Source organism: Spirosoma foliorum (genome assembly GCF_014117325.1).
GTDB classification, from domain to species: domain Bacteria; phylum Bacteroidota; class Bacteroidia; order Cytophagales; family Spirosomataceae; genus Spirosoma; species Spirosoma foliorum.
On sequence record NZ_CP059732.1, the window covers coordinates 1316504 to 1339938 of the forward strand.

At 47.9% G+C, this 23435-nt stretch carries 16 protein-coding genes; 12 read left to right on the forward strand and 4 right to left on the reverse strand.

Going from position 1 to position 23435, the window contains the following annotated elements; all coding sequences use genetic code 11:
• Positions 1–5 precede the first annotated feature (5 nt).
• Both H3H32_RS05365 and H3H32_RS38125 read right to left on the reverse strand, forming a co-directional pair.
• Positions 6–266 (reverse strand): DUF2442 domain-containing protein, encoded by a 261-nt coding sequence (locus H3H32_RS05365; protein WP_182461628.1) that lies wholly within the window; start codon positions 264–266, stop codon positions 6–8.
• A gap of 1 nt (position 267) precedes the next feature.
• A complete protein-coding gene (locus H3H32_RS38125) occupies positions 268–555 on the reverse strand; it encodes a DUF4160 domain-containing protein (RefSeq protein ID WP_182461629.1) in 288 nt (95 codons plus the stop codon).
• A 242-nt stretch (positions 556–797) separates the two neighbouring features.
• On the opposite strand from H3H32_RS38125, the gene H3H32_RS05375 reads away from it, so the two are divergent.
• The 11 genes from H3H32_RS05375 to H3H32_RS05425 all read left to right on the forward strand — a co-directional run bounded on the left by H3H32_RS05375 (position 798) and on the right by H3H32_RS05425 (position 19083).
• Positions 798–1415, forward strand: a complete 618-nt coding sequence (locus tag H3H32_RS05375; protein ID WP_182461630.1) for an RNA polymerase sigma factor — start codon at positions 798–800, stop codon at positions 1413–1415.
• A gap of 114 nt (positions 1416–1529) precedes the next feature.
• A complete protein-coding gene (locus tag H3H32_RS05380) occupies positions 1530–2660 on the forward strand; it encodes a FecR family protein (protein WP_182461631.1) in 1131 nt (376 codons plus the stop codon).
• A 249-nt stretch (positions 2661–2909) separates the two neighbouring features.
• Entirely contained in the window at positions 2910–6368 is a 3459-nt protein-coding gene (locus tag H3H32_RS05385) for a TonB-dependent receptor (protein WP_182461632.1), read from the forward strand.
• Positions 6369–6537: 169 nt separating this feature from the next.
• On the forward strand, positions 6538–7989 hold the full coding sequence (locus H3H32_RS05390) for a RagB/SusD family nutrient uptake outer membrane protein (protein WP_182461633.1): 1452 nt from the start codon (positions 6538–6540) through the stop codon (positions 7987–7989).
• A 213-nt stretch (positions 7990–8202) separates the two neighbouring features.
• Positions 8203–8763 carry a gluconate 2-dehydrogenase subunit 3 family protein gene (locus tag H3H32_RS05395; protein ID WP_182461634.1) on the forward strand — a complete coding sequence of 187 codons (561 nt, stop codon included), beginning with the start codon at positions 8203–8205 and terminating at the stop codon, positions 8761–8763.
• Positions 8764–8922: 159 nt separating this feature from the next.
• On the forward strand, positions 8923–10632 hold the full coding sequence (locus H3H32_RS05400) for a GMC oxidoreductase (RefSeq protein ID WP_182461635.1): 1710 nt from the start codon (positions 8923–8925) through the stop codon (positions 10630–10632).
• Positions 10633–10778: 146 nt separating this feature from the next.
• On the forward strand, positions 10779–12950 hold the full coding sequence (locus tag H3H32_RS05405; protein ID WP_182461636.1) for a beta-N-acetylhexosaminidase family protein: 2172 nt from the start codon (positions 10779–10781) through the stop codon (positions 12948–12950).
• Between the two features lie 18 nt (positions 12951–12968).
• Entirely contained in the window at positions 12969–15146 is a 2178-nt protein-coding gene (locus tag H3H32_RS05410; protein ID WP_182461637.1) for an alpha-amylase family protein, read from the forward strand.
• A gap of 155 nt (positions 15147–15301) precedes the next feature.
• Entirely contained in the window at positions 15302–17071 is a 1770-nt protein-coding gene (locus tag H3H32_RS05415) for an L-lactate permease (RefSeq protein ID WP_182461638.1), read from the forward strand.
• 19 nt (positions 17072–17090) lie between these two features.
• Positions 17091–18002 (forward strand): sugar phosphate isomerase/epimerase family protein, encoded by a 912-nt coding sequence (locus H3H32_RS05420; protein WP_182461639.1) that lies wholly within the window; start codon positions 17091–17093, stop codon positions 18000–18002.
• A gap of 121 nt (positions 18003–18123) precedes the next feature.
• Positions 18124–19083, forward strand: a complete 960-nt coding sequence (locus tag H3H32_RS05425) for a D-2-hydroxyacid dehydrogenase (RefSeq protein WP_182461640.1) — start codon at positions 18124–18126, stop codon at positions 19081–19083.
• A 327-nt stretch (positions 19084–19410) separates the two neighbouring features.
• On the opposite strand, the gene trhO is transcribed toward H3H32_RS05425, so the two are convergent.
• On the reverse strand, positions 19411–20382 hold the full coding sequence (trhO, locus tag H3H32_RS05430; protein WP_182461641.1) for an oxygen-dependent tRNA uridine(34) hydroxylase TrhO: 972 nt from the start codon (positions 20380–20382) through the stop codon (positions 19411–19413).
• Positions 20383–20576: 194 nt separating this feature from the next.
• Between trhO and H3H32_RS05435 the strand changes: the two genes are divergently transcribed.
• Positions 20577–21227 (forward strand): deoxynucleoside kinase, encoded by a 651-nt coding sequence (locus H3H32_RS05435; protein WP_182461642.1) that lies wholly within the window; start codon positions 20577–20579, stop codon positions 21225–21227.
• Positions 21228–21740: 513 nt separating this feature from the next.
• Here the strand turns inward: H3H32_RS05435 and H3H32_RS05440 are convergent.
• Complete coding sequence (locus H3H32_RS05440; protein WP_182461643.1) at positions 21741–23426, reverse strand: RagB/SusD family nutrient uptake outer membrane protein; 1686 nt, start codon at positions 23424–23426, stop codon at positions 21741–21743.
• Positions 23427–23435: the final 9 nt, after the last annotated feature.

A 23435-nucleotide genomic window follows, 5' to 3' on the forward strand; every position in this document is an offset into this window, starting at 1 on the left:
TTAAATTAACCTTTATAACGATAATCGTCAGGGAAACCGAAGAAATCCTGTATATGATACACTTCGGAGCAATCATGCCAGATGATTGTATTCCCATTCCCAATTGTATACTTGTTACGTCGTGCTAATGGCACCTTTTGTAGAGAAGGAAAGCGTGATACGGGTAACATGATAGACCGCCCATCCTCAAGCGAAACTTCAAATTTGCCCCGTTTAGGGAACGTTACTTTTTTTATAACGGGTGTAGTACCGCCGTAGCCTTCCATGTTATTTTATCTTTAATGTTATTGCCTTTATTTTTTCGCCAGCCCTAACACGGTGAAATAAGTCTAATAGAGCCGACTGATTTTCAGTAGCGAGCTTGTTGACTAAGGCTAACTCCTTTTCTGTAAAATCGCCAATTTCCGCGAACGTTAGCGAATCTAACCATATTTTAGCAAACCGTGTATTTCGGCTTTTAGTTTTTGATACGTGCAGGTGTGGAGGTTCACCTCCTACAGCGTCGAACATGTAAGCGAAGAACGTTAAAAACTGATAAACAGCGATTTTAGGCATACTATACTCAGGTTTGACCTAGTGCTAGTATGACGAATGAGGCTCTATAAAGTCAATAGCTAAGTGTATTTATTGGTATATTTTGTCTATTAATGATAGCTGTTTATCGTTATAGGGAAGTTGACTACGTTTATCATCTGATTCTAGCCTCAACTCTTTCATACAAACTAATTGTATTTTGCGTATCTATAATTAAGTTTATCCAATTATAGCTTTATGCCGTAAAGGGAACTTAATTAACAGTGGCCAGTCTACAATCTTCCTGGAGCAATTCCACCGACCAGCAACTTTGGCGAAGCCTTCGCGAAGGGGATGAGTCGGCATTTACGGCCATTTTCGAACGGTACCACCGAACGTTGTATAACTACGGTAGCAAACTTGTTACTGATTCGACCTTGGTTGAAGATGCTGTTCAGGAAGTCTTTATCGATGTTTGGCGAATGAGGGCCACATTGTCCGAAGAAATTGGCTCCATTAAATTTTACCTATATCGTTCCCTTCGTCGCCGGATTCACCGAATGCAGGGCAAATACCAGACTGGCGAAACAATAGACGGGCTAGTTGATGATGACACAACGCCAACGTCAGGCCCAGAGGAGACGACGCAGATTGAGCAGGAGTCCCGAGACTTGTTGAGCCGGCGCATTCAGGAGTTGCTCACTCACTTGCCTAAACGCCAGGTTGAAGCCCTTACCTTATATTACTACGACGAATTCAGCATAAGTGAGATCGCCCAACTGATGGATGTCAACGAGAAATCAGTTCGTAATTTCATTCACAGGGCCATCACATCGCTTCGTCAGAATCGCAACTGGCTTATCGGCTCATTGCTGATTTTCTGGCTGTTATGTAGTCTGTAGAAATTTTCGAAAAAATTTTCCCTAAAAAAAGAGGTCAAACAACCGCTAGCTGCTTCTTTCTTAGTAAAGGGAATAATTCTATTACTTCTTGCGTAGGTACTCTTTTGTCCAGCTATGAAACAAGCCCTCTACGAACTAACAGACTTCCTGGAAGACCCCGATTTTATCCGCTGGGTTAAGCATCCTGATACAACTCAGGATGCCTATTGGCAGCAGTTTCTGGATGCTCATCCTGAGAAGAAGCTGGTAGTGGAGATGGCGCGTCAGTACGTTCTGATATTTGCTGAGCAAACGGGGCAGCATCAACCAACGGCCGCCCAAAGCGAGCTGATGCGCCAGTACATTCAGAAGCATGTTCAGGCCGAAAAGGGCGAAGTAATCGCCACTCCGTTTACGCGCACAGTTGGAACAAATTGGAACTGGTTACGCATGGCTGCGTCCATAGCGCTGGTCATAAGTATTGGGTTGGGAGCATATTGGTATAGCCAAACACAGGGCGTCCCGCCTGAAAGTTATCAGCAGTTTAAAAAGGCAAATTCGGTTGGAACGACCTTGAAAGAAACCCGGAACGATACCGACAAACCGTTGACCGTTTTACTGAGCGATGGGAGTTCGGTGGTACTTCAACCCGACAGCCGATTGAGCTACCCCGACAAGTTTCAGCAACGGGAAGTCTATTTAACAGGAAAAGCTTTTTTTGAAATTGTTAAAGATCCTACGCACCCATTTCTGGTATATACGCGCGGCATTGCGACTAAAGTATTGGGAACCAGCTTCATGGTTGATGCGCCCGCAACTGGCCAGCCCATAAAAGTAGCTGTAAAAACGGGTCGAGTGGCGGTATATGCTTTGGAGGAATCGGCATCGGTTCGGCAAAAAGCCAGTAACCCCGAGTTGGAGGGACTTGTGTTGACACCGAATCAGGGCGCTGAATACTCGGTTGAAAGCAAGCGCCTGGTTCGGATGCCGGGTAGCGTATTTACACAACCCGAAACCCAGGTGGTTGCGAAACAGTCGTTTGATTTTGATGAAACGCCTGTTTCAGAGGTATTTAGTATGCTCGAAAAAGCATACGGAGTTCACATTGTTTACGACGAAACAATGCTGGGTAAATGCTCTTTATCGGCATCGCTGGTGGGGCAGCCTTTTCATGATAAACTGGCTATTGTTTGCAAAGCACTTGAAGCTCAATATGCTATTCAGGGCAATCAGGTGACGATTACCGGTGGCCAACGTTGCCAATAATGACTATTCCTAACGCTTAACTCTTGCTAACCTATGCTTAAGATTACTCCCCTCCAGTAAAAAAGATCAGCCATGTTGACGCATAGCTGACCTCCGAATTGTCCCCCTTATTTTCTGACCTGACAAGCCGTGCCATTCACTGACAATGAATGGGTTGGGGGGATTTTGTTGAATTTTTTTGCTCACCCAACAAAACATGACAAATGTATGCAAAAACTACGCTTTGTAGATGAAAGGCTTTTAAGAATTATGCGTATAACCCTCCTCCAATGGTTTCTGGTCTGTGCACTAGCCGGAATTTCGTGGGCACGTGATGGGAAAGCCCAACAACTTCTCGACCAGAAGATTACACTTTCGGTAGAGAGTCAGAATGTGAAAAAAGTACTGCATCAGATTGAAAAACAGGTTGATGCCCGTTTCGTTTTTAGCTCACAAATTATTCAGTCAGATCGCAAAATATCGGTTAAAAGCCAATCAGAACCGCTTTCTCAGGTATTGATTAAGTTGCTAAAACCACTCCAGCTCGTGTATGAAGTGAGTGGCAATATGATTATTATCCGACCCGATCGGCCCGCTAAATCCGTTCCCATCGAGGTTGATCAGGCCGCTATCGTGGCGCCAATCGAACAGGTTGCGCGATCTATATCCGGTACGGTGAGTGATCAGACCGGCGTAACGCTTCCCGGTGTAAACGTCGTGATCAAAGGCACACAAAAAGGTACCACGACCGACGCACAGGGGCAGTTTAAACTGGAACTTCCCGATACAGAAACTACGCTGGTTTTCAGCTCGGTTGGGTATCTGCCTAAAGAAGTGATTGTTGGCAATGAAACGATTCTGACCATAACGCTAACTGCCGATACAAAAGCACTGGGCGAGGTTGTGGTGGTGGGCTACGGAACGCAGAAACGCGCCGATGTAACAGCGGCCATTGCCTCCGTTCCGATGGGCGAAATTAGAGATATGCCCGTATCGAACGTAGCGACGGCCTTGCAAGGGAAAATTCCGGGGGTTGTGATTCAACAAACTAGTGGTGCGCCGGGTAGCACGCCCGCCATTAAAGTGAGAGGATTCGGTTCGATTAGCGCCGGTACGTCACCGCTGGTGGTTGTCGACGGAAATATTGTGGGGTCGGGCGTATTTGGCTTGTTGAGTAGCGTTGATATCGAGAGCATCGATGTGCTGAAAGATGCATCTTCAACAGCTATTTATGGGTCGAAGGGTTCCAATGGCGTTTTGCTGGTCACGACCAAACGCGGAAAGCCGGGGCGGATGAACGTGAATCTGGATGTATATACGGGCTTTCAGGAAATCACGAAAAAGATAGATCTCCTGAACTCGCAGCAGTACGCCGAATTTGCCAAAGAAGCATCGAATACCGCTTATCTGGACAATGTGCCGGGAGCCAGCGCATCTGACCCAAACAGCGTTCGACCAGCGAGTTACCTTCGCTATCGGTATCCACGCGGTGACTTGTTCGACTGGTTCAATTATGATGATCCGACCAAAGTGGCGAACCTGTCCTATACCGATTTTCAGAGCCTGATTTTCCGACGAGCCAAGATGAGCAGTTATCAACTTTCCGTTTCGGGTGGTAACGAAAAGGCGCGTTATCTGATTAGTGGGAGTTATCTGAAACAGGACGGTATCATTCTGAAATCATCGCTGGATCGGTATATTTTTCGGGCTAATGTTGAGGTAAACCTGTTGCCGAAGTTAAAAGTTGGGATGAATCTGAACCCGTCTTTCAAGAATGTGCAGGAGGTTACGGCTGAAAACCAGTGGTTTAATCAGGGAATTATTACAGCAGCTTTGGCGGCTGTCCCGATGGCACCTGTTTACGCAGCCGATGGGTCTTATTCATCACAACTAGCGCTGGCGGCTCCTTATAATTTACCTGGCGTTACGAATCCGCTGGCCAATATCACAGAATACAACAGCCCGTATCTGTCGGGAAATTTGCTTGGAAATATCTATGCGGACTATGGCTTCCTGAGAAACTTCAATTACCGGGCATCGGCCAATGTGAATTTCAGTGATAACCGACGCAATACGTACCGAAGTTCTAGAATGCCGCTGAGCAATCTGCTACCCCCTACAACGGCGATGGGAACGGTTTATTCAGACCAGAATATGAGTTGGCTCTTCAATCAGGTTGTTGGCTATACCAAAAACATCAATTCAGCGCACAATATCGAGGCTTTGATTGGGATGGAAGCCACATCGACCAAGTTTCAGTCGAGCAGTGCGTCGGGAAGTTCGTATGCCAACGACGTTGTTGAAACGTTGAATGCCAGCGCCAGCGGTTCGACAACAACAGCCTGGTCGTTCAAAACAGCGAATGCCTCAGTCTCTTATTTTGCGCGAGCCAACTACAGTTACAAGAGTAAGTATTTGGTAAATCTGTCGGTTCGCCGGGATGGGTCATCCGTTTTCGGGCCCGATAATCGTTGGGGTACGTTTCCTGCGGGTTCGTTGGGCTGGCGGGTGAGCGAGGAGTCGTTCATGAAAAACGTACGGGCCATTTCCGAAACCAAACTTCGGGTTAGTTATGGTTTGTCTGGAAACAATGCCTTCTCGGATAACTATCCTTACGTAGCGCAGTTGCGAACTGATAACTACAGTTTTAACAACAACCTAGTCAATGGGTTAGCGCCGTCGTCGCTCGGGAATTCGAAGTTGGGTTGGGAGAAAAATCAGCAGTTCGATGCGGGTATCGACCTCGGTCTGATCAATAATCGTATCTACCTGAGTGTCGATTATTACCACCGGATCACTAAAGACCTGCTGTTGTCGGTTAACGTGCCTTCGCTCACGGGCTTCACGTCGGCGTATAAGAACATCGGGAAGATGGAGAATAAAGGGATGGAGTTTGCTCTCAATACTCGCAACATGACCAAAGGGTTCATCTGGAATACGACAATTAACCTATCGTACAACCGAAACAAAGTGCTGGAACTCGGCCCTACCGGTGACCCTATCCGTACCGCTAGTGGCAGCCTTGCGGATTTGACCATTACCCAAATTGGGGCACCCATCGGTAGTTTCTACGGCTATAAACAGCTCGGCATTTTTCAGAATCAGGCCGATTTAGATGCGAATCCGCACGATGTTACGTCTCGGCCGGGCGATGTGAAATATGCTGACATTGATGGTGATGGTAAAATCACGGCAAACGACCGGACGATTTTGGGGAATAACCAGCCCGATTTTATTTACGGCATCACCAACTCGTTTAGCTATAAAGGATTTGATCTGAACGTTTCCATTCAGGGTACACAAGGCGGTAAAATTCTTAACATAGGTCGCCGGTATTACGACAATATGGAAGGGAATCAGAACCAGTTGACAACGGCGCTGCGTCGCTGGCGCTCAGCCAGTGATCCGGGCGATGGCATTACCCCACGTGCTAATGAGCGTACTAGCGGAAACAACAACGCCGTATCGTCAAGATGGGTAGAAGACGCCAGTTATGTGCGAATTCAGAATGTCAATCTAGGGTATCGACTGCCAACCAAGCTGTTGAACAAGATCAAGATTCAGCAACTGCGTGTGTATGTATCGGCCCAGAATCTCTATACCTGGACAAAATACCTGAACTATAATCCTGAAGTAAGTAACTACGAAAGTCCTTTATCGGCAGGTATCGATTACGGTGCCTACCCACTCGCCAGAACTTACACGTTTGGAATAAACGTGGGATTTTGAGGAAATGGAAAATGTATAACGGACAATGAATAATGAGTAATGGAATGCACCATAAGTTCCAATGAATCAGCAGTTTTTGTGGGATATCTTTCTCTGCTTATCTGTCATTATTAATTCTCCATTTTTCATTATCCATTCAATCACCTAACCGTTTTAATCAGTTTCAACAATGAAGATATATAGAATCCTTGCGCCTGTGCTGATGCTGGTTTTGATCAGTTCGTGCAGCCAGCAATACCTGGACCTAAAACCAATATCGAATGCCACCAGTGATAATTTCTACAAAACGGCTGACGATATTAAAAATGCCCTCAGCGGAAGTTATGCCGCCTTACAAGCCGATGGAATTGCGGGTAATAGCTACGTATTCGGCGATATCGCGTCGGATAATACAATTCCGGTAGCCTCCGGTTCCATCACCGACCAGGACGAGTTTGATCGCTTTTACATCAAAACAACCAATCCCTACATTTCGGGTCGCTGGAATGACTGTTACTCCGCTATTGCTCGTTTTAATACCATTCTGGATAAAATTGATGGTATTACGATGGATGCTGCCGTCAAGAGCCGCTACATCGGGGAAGTGAAATTTTTGCGGGGCTGGATTTATTTTATTCTGGTGCAGACCTACGGCGATGTGCCGCTGGTGACCAAGTCGATTAATAACCCGGATGATGGATACGCGTATAGCCGTAACCCTAAAACGGAAGTGTATACCCAGATTGAAAAGGATTTGTCGGAAGCGGAAGCTGCCTTGCCCGCTACGTATACAGGCGTCGATGTAGGTCGGGCAACGAAGGGGGCGGCTAAATCTATGCTGGGTAAAGTTTACCTGACGCAGAAGAAATACGCGCAGGCAGTGGCCAAACTGAAAGAGGTGATCGACCTGAATGTGTACGCTATTTTACCCAACTATGCCGACGTGTTTAAGGTGAGCAACAAAAACCACAAAGAGTCGGTGTTTGATGTGCAGTACAAATCGGGTGGAGCCGCTGAAGGAAACCCCTGGCCGAACTTGTTTGCCCCGCAAAGCTCTGGTAACTCGGTTATTGCGTTTAGTGGTGGGGGCAATAATCAACCCACTGAAGACCTCTACAAAGCTTACGAAACCGGCGATGTCCGTAGAGATATTTCGATGGCCATCTCGTACGTTAATGCCAGCGGCCAGGTTGTTCCGGCGAATTTTGTCAAGAAGTACTACGATACGCCCGCAACGAATAATGATAACGGAAACAACATCCCAATTATCCGGTATGCCGATGTGTTGCTGATGTATGCCGAGAGTGTAAATGAAGTTGGGTATCAGGCTAGTGGCGAAGCGTTTACCTACTTGAATCAGATTCGCACTCGGGCCGGGCTGAAAGCGAAAACAGCTACCGATACGCCTGATCAGGCATCATTCCGGTTGGCTATAGAGCAGGAGCGCCGGGTCGAGCTGGCGTTTGAATGCCACCGTTGGTATGATCTTGTGCGTACAGGCCGGGCCATTCCCGTCCTGAATGGCAAAAAAGATCAGATTCGGTTAGTCAACGCATTGACAGAGAATAATTTGGTCTTTCCAGTTCCTCAGGCGCAGATTGATGTCAACAAAGACAAGATCAAGCAAAATCCAGGGTATTAGATAATGAGTGCTAATGCCTTTTATGACTGTATTTGACGTGGTGTCAGACGGTCGGCCGCAGCCGTTCTTCAACCTGACACCACGAGGATTCTCAAAACCGAACGCCAGACACAATAGGTTTTGAGAAACCTTACTATGTCGGATTTGAGAATCCGACACCACGCTAAGAAAACGGCCCTTTTTTTATAGTAGCCAAACGTAATTAAGAAGCAAATGAACAGACGGGAAGCCGTAGCAAGAGTGGCCTGGTTGATGGGAGGGACCCTGTCGACGCCAACACTAATGGCCATGAGCCAGTGGGGACAAACTGCTGACAAGCAATCGAGTGGGCTTTCTAAAGCCGATTCGCTTCTGGATGATAGCCAGCGCGAAATTGTAGCTCGCGTTTCCGACATCATCATTCCCCGAACCGACACACCGGGCGCGATTGATGCAGGTGTTCCCGCATTTATGGATGTGATGCTCCGTGACTGCTACAAAAAGCCTGCGCAAGATGCCTTCGTAGCGGGTGTGCGTAATCTGGAAAGCAAAAACTTCCTGGCGCTTAAACCCGATCAGCAGACAGAGATTCTGAAGCAGGTTGAAGCCAGCGCTACGCCCAGTGCTACCAGTCCGTCGTTCTGGCAGATTGTTAAAGAGGTTACGTTGCTAGGTTACTTTACCTCAGAAGCAGGCATCAAAGCCTCGTTCGATTATCAGCCGATTCCCGGCCGGTTCGAGGTTATTAAGATCAAACCCGGCCAGAAAGATTTTATGTACGGAAATCAGGTGTGAAGCAGGTTGGAGAATGTGATGTCGGGTACTTATACCCGACAACTGAGGTTTCTTAAAACCTCGTGTAGCTCTCTTTAAAGGTTTTGAGAAACCTTGCTGTGTCAGGTTGAAGAACCTGACACCACTAGTATTCAATTTCTAATTCAATCATTGTAAAATATGAATCTGAACATAAAATCGGAAAAGGCACAAACCTACGACGCCATAGTTGTCGGCTCAGGCATGACAGGTGGGATGGCTGCTAAAGAACTGACCGAACGAGGGTTAAAAGTATTAATGCTCGAACGGGGCTATGAAGTTAAACACGTTGAAGATTACAAAACCGCCATGAAAGACCCCTGGGAGTTTGAGCACCGGGGTAAAATAACCAACGTGGCGGCCGAAGAACATTATGCCAGCATGTACTTCTCGGCCAAAGAAGGCACGCAATATTTATACACCAACGACAAAGAGAATCCGTACATCCAGAAACGGCCGTTTAACTGGATTCGGGCCTATCATACCGGTGGAAAGTCATTGTTATGGGGCAAGCAATCCTATCGTTGGAATCGGGAGGATTTCCTTGCCAATGCCAAACAGGGACTTGGCGTCGAATGGCCGATTGGTTACGACGACCTCGTTCCCTGGTACAATCATGTCGAAAAGTTTGTCGGCGTTAGCGGTCAGGCAGAAGGGCTGGATGTTTTGCCAGATGGACAGTTTTTGCCACCGATGGCCATGACGGCTCCTGAGCAACACCTGAAAAAATCGGTGATGCAAAAGTTGAATCGGACCATCACGATTGGCCGTGTCGCGCACCTCACCAAGCCGCAACCCTGGCACACGGCTTTAGGCCGGGCCTCTTGCCAGTTTCGGAATCGCTGTTCGCGCGGATGTCCGTTTGGTGCCTATTTCAGTTCGTTGGCGGCTACCATCCCGGCGGCTCGCCAAACCAACCGTCTGACGGTTGTGCATAACGCCATAGTGAAAGAGATTTTGCTGGATAGCCAGGGCCAGAAGGCAAAAGGCGTTCGGGTGATTGACCAGAACACAATGGAGGTTCGGGAGTTTTATGCCAAAGTCATTTTCCTGAACGCAGGCACGATTGGCTCCACGTCGATTCTGATGAACTCTAAATCGTCACGTTTCCCAACCGGACTAGGCAACGATAGCGATCAACTAGGTCGGAATCTGATGGACCATCACCTCAGCGTAGGCGCACGGGCCGACATCGAAGGCTTTGAAAACGACTATTATTTTGGTGCTCGTCCCAATGCTCTGTACATCCCACGTTTCCGAAACTGGGGCAATGATAAGCGCGGCTACCTGCGTGGCTTTGGTTATCAGGGTGGAGCCTCTCGCGCCGACTGGGCACGGGGTGGTACCGAAACAGGTTTTGGCGCTGATTTTAAAGCGAAAATGACACAACCCGGTCCCTGGAAAATCAACCTGAGTGGCTTCGGTGAAGTGCTTCCCGATCCGAATAACCGCTTCTACCTGAGCGACACCCAAACCGATAAATGGGGCTTGCCAGTTGTGGTGTTCGATGCGGATTTCGGTGAAAACGAACGTGCCATGCGCAAAGACATCATGAACGACGGCGCTGAAATGCTCGAAGCAGCTGGTTTCAAAAACGTAGTGCCTTACGACAACGCCGTGGCGCACATGGGCCTTGGAATTCACGAAATGGGTACGGCGCGTATGGGAAAAGATCCGAAAACATCGGTACTCAACAAATTCAATCAGGTTCACGCCTGCAAAAACGTATTCGTGACCGATGGCTCTGCCATGACCTCAGCCTCGAACGTAAATCCGTCGATTACCTATATGGCACTTACCGCTCGGGCCGCCAAGTATGCTGTTGATCAGTTGAAAGCGCGGAGTCTTTGATAAGAGATTATACAATGGCGTGATGTCAGGTTCTGAACCTGACAAATGAGGTTTCTTAAAACCTCTTTCTAAGCCTATTAATTAGGTTTTGAGAAACCTTGCTGGTGTCGGGTTCTAAACCCGACACCACTTGTAAGCTATTCCAGATGCAACGACAATACACTATTTTCTGGCTATTTATACTGATCGGTCAGTCGGCCTTCGCGCAGTTAACAAGCGGGAAACCCCAGCTTGTTATTGCGTTCGATACGGCCAGTAAGCCAATTCAATTTGGGGTAAGTCGTTTAGAGAGAGCACTTCAGAAAGTTGGGCAAGCGCTTAAAAAAGAGCCGATTAGGTCGAATACACAATCAACGGGTATCCTTGTTTCGGTTCAACCCGCTCAAGGTGAACAGTTTATTCGGGAAGAGGGCTATCGGATTAGTTATCAGAATAATAGCCTGCTGATTACGGCGGTTAATGATGCCGGGGCGATGTATGGCGTGCTGGACATAGCGGAGCAGATTCAGATGGGGAAAAGTTGGAAAACGCTGACACCTAAGGCCGTAAATCCACACTTTACTGTTCGGGCGCTGAAAGTCAATTTGCCCTGGTCATCGTATCGGTCGGGTCCGGCAATGGAGGTGCATAGGGAGATATGTCGTGACCTTGCCTACTGGCAGCGATTGTTGGATCAGATGGCCGAAAATCGGTTTAACGTCCTGTCCCTCTGGAATGTCCATCCGTTCTCCTTTATGGTCAAGCCGACGAATTTCCCGGAAGCGAACAGTTTCTCAGCTAGCGAAATGGCTGACTGGAAACACTTCTGGACAACCCTGTTTCGGATGGCGAAAGAGCGGGGTATCGAGCCGTATATTGTAAACTGGAACATTGCTGTATCGCCTGAGTTTGCAAAGGCGTATAATGTGAAGGAACGAAACGATACATCGGCAGTTGTGAAACGGTACACCCGCGAAGTGGTTACGCAGGTTATTAACGAGTATCCAGATTTGGCGGGCATCGGTATTACGTTGGCCGACTGGATGAGCAATTTCAGCGGGACGAATTCGGCATTACCGGAGATGACGCCCAAAGATCGTGAGGATTGGTTGGAGGAAACCATCATAACGGGTATTAAAGCAGCTAAACGCCCTGTGAAGCTCATTCACCGTTCGGTGCTCTCCGCCGATCCGGGCGAAATGCGACGCGTGATTAACGACGCTCAACTGCCCGATACAACGCTGGTCGAGATAAAATTCAACTGGTCGCACGGGCACTCGACACCCACATTGGCCTTAACGCATGACTCCCATTCAGGCAAGCGTGACGATGGCTACTGGAATCCACTGCCATCGAATTACCGTGTTCAGTGGATGATTCGGAACGAGGTTTTTTTCATTCTTCGCTGGGGACAGCCCGATTTCATTCGTCGGCACATCGCGCAGAATACGGCCCCTTATGTCAATGGCTATTTTGTTGGTTCTGAGGGATATATTCCAGCGAAAGACTATTCGCATGTGAAAAGCGATCATCAGACCTGGGACTATGCCTTTGAGAAACAATGGCTTTTTTACCAACTCTGGGGTCGATTGCTTTACGATCCAACCACACCTGACGCCGTGTTTGAAGATTCCTTCGCGAATCGCTATGGACTGAAATCGGGAAAACCGATGCTCGAAGCCTATTCGGCAGCTAGTCAAATGCCATTGCGTCTTGCTTCATTCTACGGCTCAACCTGGGATTACACCTTGTATTCCGAAGGTTTTCTAGCGCCCTTTTCGGCGAGCAAAGGTTTTCAGGATAATGTGTCGAGTTTTATTTCGATCAACGAACTAATCGACCATTCGACCTTAGAGCCGACTTATCTGTCGATCAAAGAATATGTGAACCAGACTTTGGCAAAGAAGGGGATTCCAAAGGCCAAACTTAGTCCATTAAAACTGGCTGATTTACTGGATGCCGATAGCAAAACGGTGCTTCAACGGCTAGAGCAAGTACGTTCGGGCGCTTCACCCACCCTAACCTGCGAACTGGCTGATCTGGAAACCTGGGCTTATTTGAGTCGCTATTTTGCGGATAAACTGCGCGCGGCTGTATCGCTTCAAACCTACCGACTTACCAAGGATAAAACGCATCAACAGAAGGCAATCACTTACCTGAATCAATGCGTAACTCACTGGCGGAAGGTCAGCGAAATAACGGGCAGTCATTATCATGAAGTGCCTTATACTGAAGGCTATATCTCGAAAGAGACTGCCTATAAAGATTCCCAACGCTTCTTGTGGAGTAACTATTTGCCGCAAGTAGAGCACGACATTGCCCTCGCGCAAGAAGATTAACTATATCCTTCCTTAACTATGGAACGAAGAGATTTTATTAAAACCACTGGTATACTAGGAAGCGCTTATGCCCTGTCTGGACCGTCTGCTCTGGCGAATTCGTCGACCAATGTACTAGCTCCGACTGACGGCTTTTGGCTCGATGGCCCGATGCGATGGGCGCAGCTTGCTTTTGTTGAACGAGACCCCGGTCATTATGACCCCGATTTCTGGCTCAACTATTTTAAACGGATTCATGCCGATGGGGCACTGCTGAGTGCGGGTGGTATTGTCGCCTTTTATCCGACTAAAATTCCGCTACATCATCGCAGCGATTTCATGGGCAATTCCGATACGTTGGGATATCTGGTAGAAGGCTGCAAAAAACAGGGCATGAAAATCATGCTTCGCACCGATCCGCATGCTGCCCGGCAGGACGTTTACGACGCACACCCCGACTGGATTGCGGTAACCGTTGATGGAAAACCGCGCCGTCACTGGGCCAACCCGGAGTTATGGGTCACCTGCGCACTTGGGCCTTACAACTTTGATTTCATGACGCAGGTGAATCAGGAAATCATGGAGAAATTTCAGCCCGAAGGAATTTTCTCGAATCGCTGGCATGGTCATGATATCTGCTATTGTGAGCATTGTACGAGTAACTTCAAAAAAGCATCCGGCCTTGAATTGCCCAAAACGGCGGATAAACTCGACCCAACTTACCGCAAATGGGCCGACTGGCGAATGAAACGCCTACGGGAAGTCTGGGCGGTTTGGGATGCGGGTATCCGCAAACAAAAACCGACAGCGCGCTTCATTCCCAATGGCTTCCCCGATAAAGTAATGACCGGCAAAGAAGCCGATCTGTTCTTCGCCGATCAGCAGGCACGACGTGGCCTTACGGCTCCCTGGGCAAATGGAAAAGGGGCTAAGGAACTGCGCTCTACGCTGGGAATGAAGCCATTGATCGGGATATTTAGTATTGGGATTGAAGAAGAGTTCAGATGGAAAGATTCGGTGCAGAGCGACGCCGAAATTCGAATTTGGGCAGCCGAAGGTACAGCCAATGGTATGCGTCCCTGTTTTGTGAAGTTTGGGGGCGACATCTACGACAAGCGCTGGATGGAGGCTGTAGCCAAGCTCTATGAAGGTTATTATAAAAACGAAAAATACCTTCGTAACACGGCGTCGATGTCACGCGTTGGCGTCGTCTATTCGGAACAAACCGACCGTAATTACGGTGGCAAACCCTGGCAGCAAAAAAGCAGCGATCATCTGGACGGCATGTATCATGCCTTGGTAGAGAGCCGCATTCCGTTCGATATGGTCAATGATCGGCTACTGACGCCCGATGCGCTAAAACGGTTCAAGTTGCTGATTTTGCCTAACATTGCAGCTCTCTCTGACGCGCAATGCAAACAGATTCAAGCGTTTGTAGACAATGGCGGCAGCATTGTGTCGACTTTCGAGACGTCGTTATATGATGAAGAAGGCAAGCAACGATCTGATTTCGGGCTGGCGAGTCTGTTCGGTGTGTCGTACGATCAGAAAGTAGAGGGGCCAATGCGAAACAGTTATTTGCAGTTACGCAACGATGCCAAAAACAGCCAGACGCAATTGATTCTGAAAGGGTTGGACGATACCCCGCGTATTATCAATTCGATTTATAAGGTCAATGTAAAACCAACGACCACGTTCCCAAGTCCGATCACACTGATTCCTACGTATCCCGATTTGCCGATGGAAGATGTGTATCCGCGTGTCGCTGAGACAGATACGCGGGAGCTATACCTACGGCAGATTGGCAAAGGGCGCGTGGCCTACATTCCCGGTGATCTGGATCGTTCGTTCTGGCAAATGCTGGGTACCGATCATGGACAACTGCTGAGCAATGTTGTGAACTGGGCGCTCGATGAAGAACCCATTGCCGCCATAACGGGGCCGGGTGTAATCGACGTCAATGTCTGGCGACAGGCTAATTCCATGACTGTTCACCTGGTAAACCTGACAAACCCAATGATGATGAAAGGGCCATTCCGGGAGCTAATTCCGGTCGAGGCCCAGGTGAGTATTGCGGTTCCTTCGGGTGCCAAAGTGACTGGCGTTAAATTGCTTATGAGCGATCAGAAACCAAAATATGAGCTGAAAGGTGGTAAAGTAACCGTATCTGTGCCCAAGATTCTCGACCACGAAATTGTTGCGCTGGATTTAGCCTAGGTGAGTAATACTGTGCTGTCAGTTTCTTAAAACTGACATGTAAGGTTTCTCAAAACCTATAGTCACACAGAAGGTTTTGAGAAACCTCACTCGTCGAGTTTAAGAACCCGACGCCACGGAGGATTGAAAATCAATTCATTAACTGAATACATCCCATGATTTGGAAACAAGTTACTGATCCGCTTAACAATATCGCTTTGTCCGTTTTCGTAGCGGCTGTGCCTATTCTGTTTATATTCTGGGCGCTGATTATCCGGAAAATGAAGGGGTATCAGGCTAGTTTGATCGCTACACTCTTGGCTGCGATCATTGCCGTTTTTGTCTATGGCATGCCCGTAAAATTGGCCTTGTTGTCAGCTACACATGGGGCTGTGTACGGACTGTTCCCTATTTGCTGGCTGGTGATCATGGCTGTATTTCTGTTCAACGTCACGGTGAAAAGCGGCCAGTTTGAGATTATCAAACACTTCATGGCGTCCATCACCTCCGATCGGCGGTTACAGGCGTTGTTAATTGCGTTTTCGTTCGGGTCCTTTCTAGAAGGAACTGCCGGATTTGGAGCACCCGTCGCCATTACGGCGGCTATGCTGGTGGGGCTGGGTTTCAATCCGTTGTATGCGTCAGGTATTTGCCTGATTGCCAACACGGCTCCCGTCGCTTTTGGGTCGATCGGGATTCCCATTACGGTTGCTTCGCAAGTATCGGGTATTCCCGAATTGCCCATTTCGCAGATGGTTGGCCGGACCTTACCGATCCTTTCGATCATGCTGCCTTTTTATCTGGTGAGTATTATTGCTGGCTTCAAAAAGGCGCAGGAAATATGGCCTGCGGTGTTAGTATCGGGCATTTCGTTTGCCTTCCTTCAGTATTTCTCCTCGAACTTTTTAGGCCCAGCGTTACCCGACGTTATTGCCGGGTTGGGGTCGATTATTTGTTTGATGGCTTTCCTGCGTTTCTGGAAACCAAAGACCATCTGGCGCTTTGCCAACGAACCTGCGGCCACGCTCAACACCGATATCAGCTATACAAATGGGCAGCTTCTTCGGGCATGGTCGCCGTTTATTGTGCTGACGATCATGGTCATTGCCTGGGGTATACAACCCATTAAAGATGTTCTGAATTCGGCAGGAATGACCCAGTTTGAGTTTCCGGGCTTACACAATGCCATTCAGGGAGAAGATGGAAATCTGCTGCCTAAAATCTTTAAATTCAACTACTTCTCTGCCGCTGGAACGGCGATTCTGATTGCAGCTCTGGTGGCCATTCCACTCGTCGGCCTGACCTATGGCGAAGGGGCTAAAGTGTTCGGGGCAACATTGAACCAACTCAAATTTCCGATTCTGACGATTGCCGCGGTATTAGGATTCGCGTACATCCTGAACGATTCGGGCATCACCCTCACGCTGGCCGACGTGCTGGCGAATACGGGGTACCTGTTCCCATTTTTTGCCCCTGTGTTGGGTTGGCTGGGCGTTTTCATTACCGGTTCCGATACCTCCGCCAATGCGTTGTTCAGTAAACTTCAATATGCTACGGCTCAATCCATCGGGGTCGATCCGGTTGTGACGGTGGCGGCCAACATATCGGGCGGAGTTGTTGGGAAAATGATTTCACCCCAATCCATCGCCGTGGCTGCGGCTGCCGGAAATCTGGTCGGTAAAGAGTCGGAGTTGTTCCGCTTCACCGTCAAGCACAGTTTCTATATGCTAAGTTTCATTTGCCTCATTGTGCTGGCTCAGGCTTATGCGGTCAAATGGATAATTCCGGTCTACGAAATGCTCGGGACTAAGAAAGCTGCAGCCGCTCCTGATTTATCCAAAGGTTACACCTATCTAATTCTGCTTGGCGTACTGCTGGCCGGGATAGCCATTTCTGTACTGACCACCGCCAGAAAAAAAGTACAAACCCCCGATTTAGTAAATTAACGATTGCACCTGAATTGATATGAATGCACCGCTTTGTAACTACATGAAAGTGGGCCTGGTCCATTTTATGGCATTTCCCGAGACCATGAAAGGAGAAGGCCCCGTGTTGGAAACCATTAAAAAAGTTGTGTTGGATGAGTACTTCACAGCTATAGAAATCACGACCGTTAAAGACCTTGACGTTCGTCGAAAAGTAAAAAGCTTACTTGATTCTTCGCACATGACGGTGGCCTATGCCGCCCAACCCCGACTATTAACCACGGGCCTGAATCTGAATGATACCAACGAAGAAGGCCGACAACGGGCGCTTGCCAATGTAAAAGAAGGTATTGACGAGGCCTATGAACTAGGTGCTACAGGCTATTCATTTCTGAGCGGAAAGTATGAAGAAGCCCGGAAAGAAGAAGCTTTTGACCTGCTTGTAAAATCGACAAACGAAATCTGCGCTTATGCAAAAAGCAAAGGCGATATGAAGATTTCGCTGGAAGTGTTTGATTATGATGTCGATAAAAAATCATTGATCGGTCCTGCCGATTTAGCGTTACGCTATGCAAAGGAGGTTCGGAAAGAACACGACAATTTCGGCTTAATGGTCGATTTAAGCCATATCCCCCTGATTCATGAAACAATTGAGGAATCGTTGTTGCCCGTTAAGGATTACATCACCCACGCCCATATCGGCAACTGCGTCGTCAAAAGCCCAGACATGCCTGCTTATGGTGATGTTCATCCTCGATTCGGTTTCCCAAACGGTGAAAACGATGTGCCCGAAGTAGCGCATTATCTGAAAGTCCTGCTGGACATTGGCTATCTGAATACCGAAAATCCACCTATCGTCAGTTTTGAAGTAAAACCGTTTGGTGATGAAGACCCGGATGTCGTAATTGCCAACGCCAAACGGACGCTGAATGCAGCCTGGGCACAAGTTTGATTTTAGTTTTTTGTCATTCCGACGACAGGAGGAATCTCAGGCTTCTCGTTTAGGAAATTTGAGATTCCTCCTGTCGTCGGAATGACAAAAAAAGAAGCGATAAAACAAAGAAAAACTAATAATGAAGATTGTCGTATTAGATGGCTACACTCTAAATCCGGGCGATTTGTCCTGGGAAGGTTTAGAAAAACTCGGTGACCTGACGGTATATGACCGGACTCCTGCCGATCAGGTGGTGGAGCGGGCAAAAGATGCTGAAATCATTTTTACCAATAAAACACCCCTTGGCGAAGATCTGTTAACCCAGCTACCTGCGTTGAAATTCATTGGCGTGCTCGCCACGGGTTATAACATTATCAATACAGAATTCGCCAAGCAGCGAGGAATCGTTGTTTGCAATGTACCTGGCTATGGAACCGCTTCGGTTGTTCAGTTGACCTTTTCCCTGTTACTTGAATTGACTCAACAGGTTAAACATCATAGCGATGCCGTACGGGAAGGCAGATGGGCTAAATCGATAGACTGGTGTTTCTGGGATTACCCATTGGTTGAACTGGCTGGCAAAACCATCGGGATTATTGGATTTGGCAGTATTGGCGAGAAAGTGGGCGACATCGCTACGGCCTTTGGTATGAACATCATCGGCTCAAAGCGACACCAAACGGACCAATCGCATCGGACTAATTTCCGTTGGGCCGATGTTCCTGAGCTGCTGGCACAATCGGATGTTGTAAGTATTCACTGTCCGTTGACGCCTGAAACGCAGGGGCTTATCAATAAAGAAAATCTGGCGTTAATGAGGCCAACGGCGTTTCTCTTAAATACGTCCAGAGGCCCAATTGTTGTTGATCAGGATTTGGCTGATGCCTTGAATACAGGTGTCATTGCCGGAGCCGGTATCGATGTACTCTCAAAAGAACCGCCCGCTGCCGACAATCCATTATTTACGGCCAGGAACTGCCTGATAACCCCGCACATCGCCTGGGCAACTATCGAAGCGAGAACTCGCCTAATGGATATTACCATCCAGAATCTGGCTGCTTTTTTGGAGGGTCAGCCCGTTAATGTGGTGAATAAGTAGGATTAACACAGAGACGCAGAGAACACAGAGATGCTAGTTTTTTTCGTATCCTTTGTCTGTGAGGACACCTATAGTATGTACACATCTTTTTGGGTTGTTTGAAACTCCGTTAGGAGTGTCCTGTTAATAGAACACAGAGGGTTGATCATAATCCAAAGCGCCGTAGGTGCGACCTAATTCTATCCAAATAGGTCGCACCTACGGCGCTTCGGGCCCTTACTAAGCAATAATATCTATTGACAGGACGCCCTTACAGGGCTAATTAGCCTATGTCAGAAATGTATATATACTCTAGGATACGGGTCATAAAAATCAGCGTTCTATACCTTATAGTGCCACATCAACCTTTTGCCCTTGTCGGCTTTTGTAGCCCTGAATAGGGGAGTAGCTCTGGGTTTGTTTGCCGTAATAACCCGTTCCGTTATAAGGACGTAGGTTTGGGTCTTCCTTGCAGGCATCGGAACAGGTACCAATGTGTTCATTACCACAATCTTCGCAAAGCGTAACGTGGTTGTTACAAACAGGGCTTGCGCAGTTGATCATGCGGCTGGTAGATGTGCCGCACCGATAGCAGGTCGATACGACAACCGGATTGATGTGATTGACCGGCACCGTTACACGGTTATCAAATACATAGCATTCGCCGTCGAAATCTTCGCCCCCCGATTCGATACCGTATTTGATAATGCCGCCATGAAGCTGGTACACATTTTCAAAACCCTGCGAAAGGAGATAAGCGGAAGCTTTCTCGCACTTGATGCCGCCCGTGCAATACGTCACAATCTTTTTGCCTGATCCTTTCAAGTGCTCGATTTCGGCAATGTGTTCGGGCAGCTCGCGCAGGTTATCCATGTCGAACGTAATGGCTCCTTTGAACTTGCCTACCTCATGTTCGTAGTTTGACCGCATATCGACCAGCACAACATCCGGGTCATTTTTGAGTTGCTTAAACTCCTCGGGTTCGAGATGGATACCTGTTTGCTTGAGTGGATCGACACCCAAATCGGAGTGAACAATCTCGGCCTTTACCCGAACGTGTAATTTTTGAAACGCATGCCCTTCGCTTTCGTCAATCTTAAACTCGGTATGCGCAAAACGAGGGTCGGCCTGAAGCGCTGCCATGTACGCTTCGCAGTCTTCCGTCAGGCCCGACACGGTTCCATTCAAGCCTTCAGGGGCTACAATGATGCGCCCGAGTAAGTTGAGCCGTAGGCAAAGCAAATGATGTTCTTCCCGATATTGCTCCGGGTTTTCGATGGGTGAATAAATATAGTACAGAAGAACGCGGTACGGTTTCATTTTTTAAGAGCGAAAGACCGGGTCGCCGTTGCGATGAATGAGCGAAATTGTGTTGCCCGATGTCCAGTTTCAATTACAAAATTAAATTAAAACAATGATTAGTTCCCTGATCTTGGTCAGGAGTCGTTGACTGCCTACATTTATTGATTAAAAACTGCCCTGCAAACACGTAACTGTCGATTAACGATTTTAGAATGCACATTGCTATTACAGGAAATATTGGGGCTGGCAAAACAACGCTGGCCGAATTACTAGCCGCTCATTACGGCTGGGAAGTACTTTACGAAGCAGTTGACGGAAATCCTTATCTGGCTGATTTTTATGGTGATATGCCCCGGTGGGCATTCAATCTGCAAATCTTTTTTCTGAATAGCCGCTTCGCCCAGATGAAAAAAATCATGCAGCGTCGCCAGGAGGACCCGGTTGCATTTGGGACGCATGCCCACACGATGGTGCAGGATCGGACTATTTATGAGGATGCGGCCATTTTTGCCCGTAATCTTTACCAGGATGGAACCATGCCCGAGCGCGACTATTTTACCTACCGACACTTGTTTGAGAATATGATGAGCATGGTTCGTCCACCCGATCTGATGATTTACCTGCGGGCCGATTTGCCCAAACTTCGCAAACAGATTCAGAAACGGGGGCGCTCGTTCGAACAGGGTATTAGCGAAGAGTATTTGATCAATCTAAACCAGCTATATGAAGAATTTGCCGGGGCTTATAAACTCGGTCCGCTGCTAGTGCTGGACGTGAACAAGCTGGACTATGTAAATAAGCCGTCTGACTTCGCGACTGTGATTCGTCAGATTGATGACTGGCTGAGCACTTCTGAAAAATAAGCGCTGCTCATTGGCAAAAAAGAGCCGGACTCATCAAGTCCGGCTTTTTTGAACTACATAATAAAGCTTATATGTAGTTGATACGCGAAGCCAATTTGTTTCGTTGCGAAATGACCATTAATAAGTGCTTAAGATTGTTTAGGAATAGAGCGACCCTACTTTAGCTGTCTGATACACAGTATATAAATAATCAAAACGACGCCCGCAAAAATTAATACTTCCGGGTGCTGATACTCTAATAAATAGAATACATAGACACTGCAGAGTATCATGAGGATACCGGCTAGAACGGTTATGACGGATGGTTTACGCAAGACGAGACTAATGGACGGTCGATATAGATATAAAATAGCTGTTCCGTGAGGTTGTGTTTTACTTTAGTGTGTGTATGGTATTCAATCTGAGTTATCGGTATAGAGCGAACAAGATAGACCAGTGGTCTAATTAAAACAGAAATAGCCGGTCAGTCATTGACCGGCTATTTCTATTAAGCCTTAACGTTTTTGCGAACAACTAATACCCATCGTTCTGCTTCAGATAACCGGGTAGGTTGGATGCGCCATCGATGGCTGTTTGCGGAATTGGGAAAATACGCTTCTTGGGGTCAGTGTTCGTTTTTTCTGTCCAAGTACCCTCGTACTTGCCAAACCGGATCATATCGGTACGGCGAAGGGATTCCCAGTATAGCTCGAATCCACGTTCCCGAAACAACAGGTCCAGGGTCATGCTGGTGAGGGCTGGGGCAGGAGCCGTAACTGTCCGGGCAGTTCTAACCGTATTCACGTCGGCTAAGGCAGAGGCCGCATCGCCACTCTTGCGGAGTTTAGCTTCGGCCCGCATCAGGTAAATATCGGCTAGTCGCAGAATCACAATATCTGCATCGCCAAAATTCCGACCACTGGCTGATTTCTTGCTAAACTCATATTTCTCAACCCGATAGCCCGTATTATAATTGCTTCCGGCAACGGTGAAGTCAATTTGCTGGGTAAAATTAACGGGCAGCGTGGGCTTGTTCCGGGTGTCATAAAAGAGGGTCCCTACTTTATATTTACCGTCTGGACATTTTAAAAACACACCGTTCCGCCGGATCAAGCCGTATTGCTGGCCACGTAAAATACCCCTGTTAATATTAAAATCGGCTTCTGCCACACAAGAGTCAGCCGGGTTGGAGTAGATCGTCAGATTCTGTTTGTAGAAACGAGGATCTACTGTAGGGTCTTTGGGCGCATAAGCCGTAGCCCAACTCTGATAATAATCAGGGGTAATACCTGGCCCATCGGTGCCGTTAGCGGCCGGGTAGGCGGGTATGGGGAACTGATCGCCCGAAATAGAGAAGTAAGCCATCCGGTTTGTACCATTCAGGTCGGCCCGTTGATCGACGGCAAAAATTAGCTCTTTATTGTCATGGTTGTCGGAGTTGAAAATCGAGAAGAAGTCTTTCGACAGTGCGTATTGCCCTGACGAAATGATCTTGTCGCAGTACTCAACCGCCTTATCCATATCTTCTGGCTTGAACGTAAACTGGGTTGCATACCGATCCCGGTAAACGGCCGCGTTCATGTACAAACGAGCTAACAACCCCCAGACCGCACCTTTTGTCAGCCGACCAGGTCCTACAGTTGTTTCCAGATTGGGTTCTACGGCAAGAAATTCGGCTTTGATATACTCAACGGCCTGATCGCCCCGAAGAATGGTTGATGTAGCGCCCAGATCGTCTTTCACAAATACCAGTCCGAACAGGTCTAACGTCATCATGGAATAGTAAGCACGCATCCCTCTGGCTTCAGCCAGGTAAGTTTTCGTCACCGGATCTTTCAGCGTAGGCAGTGTATTGATCGCCGTAATGGATCTTGATACACCCTGCAAAATCAGATTCCAGGTGCTGTTCAGGTTTGGATCGGTACTGATCGTCGTATGCTGGTGCATAGCCAGATAGATACCGTTGTCGCCCCAGTCGGTGCCTCCCCGATACGGGAGAATGGCTTCGTCGGTGGAGATTTCCTGAATATTGAAGTAGTTGGTATGCAGGAAGATATCCGGCAATCGGGCATAAACAGGGGCGATAATGCCATCGGCTGCCTGCCGATCGGAAAGTCCCGAAACCGAGGCTTCGTCCAGCACGTTTTCGGCCAGATTGGTGCAACTATATATAAAGAGCGTGCCAACCAGAGCCAGCGCGGAAATGAGTTTCTTTTTCATGACTTCAGA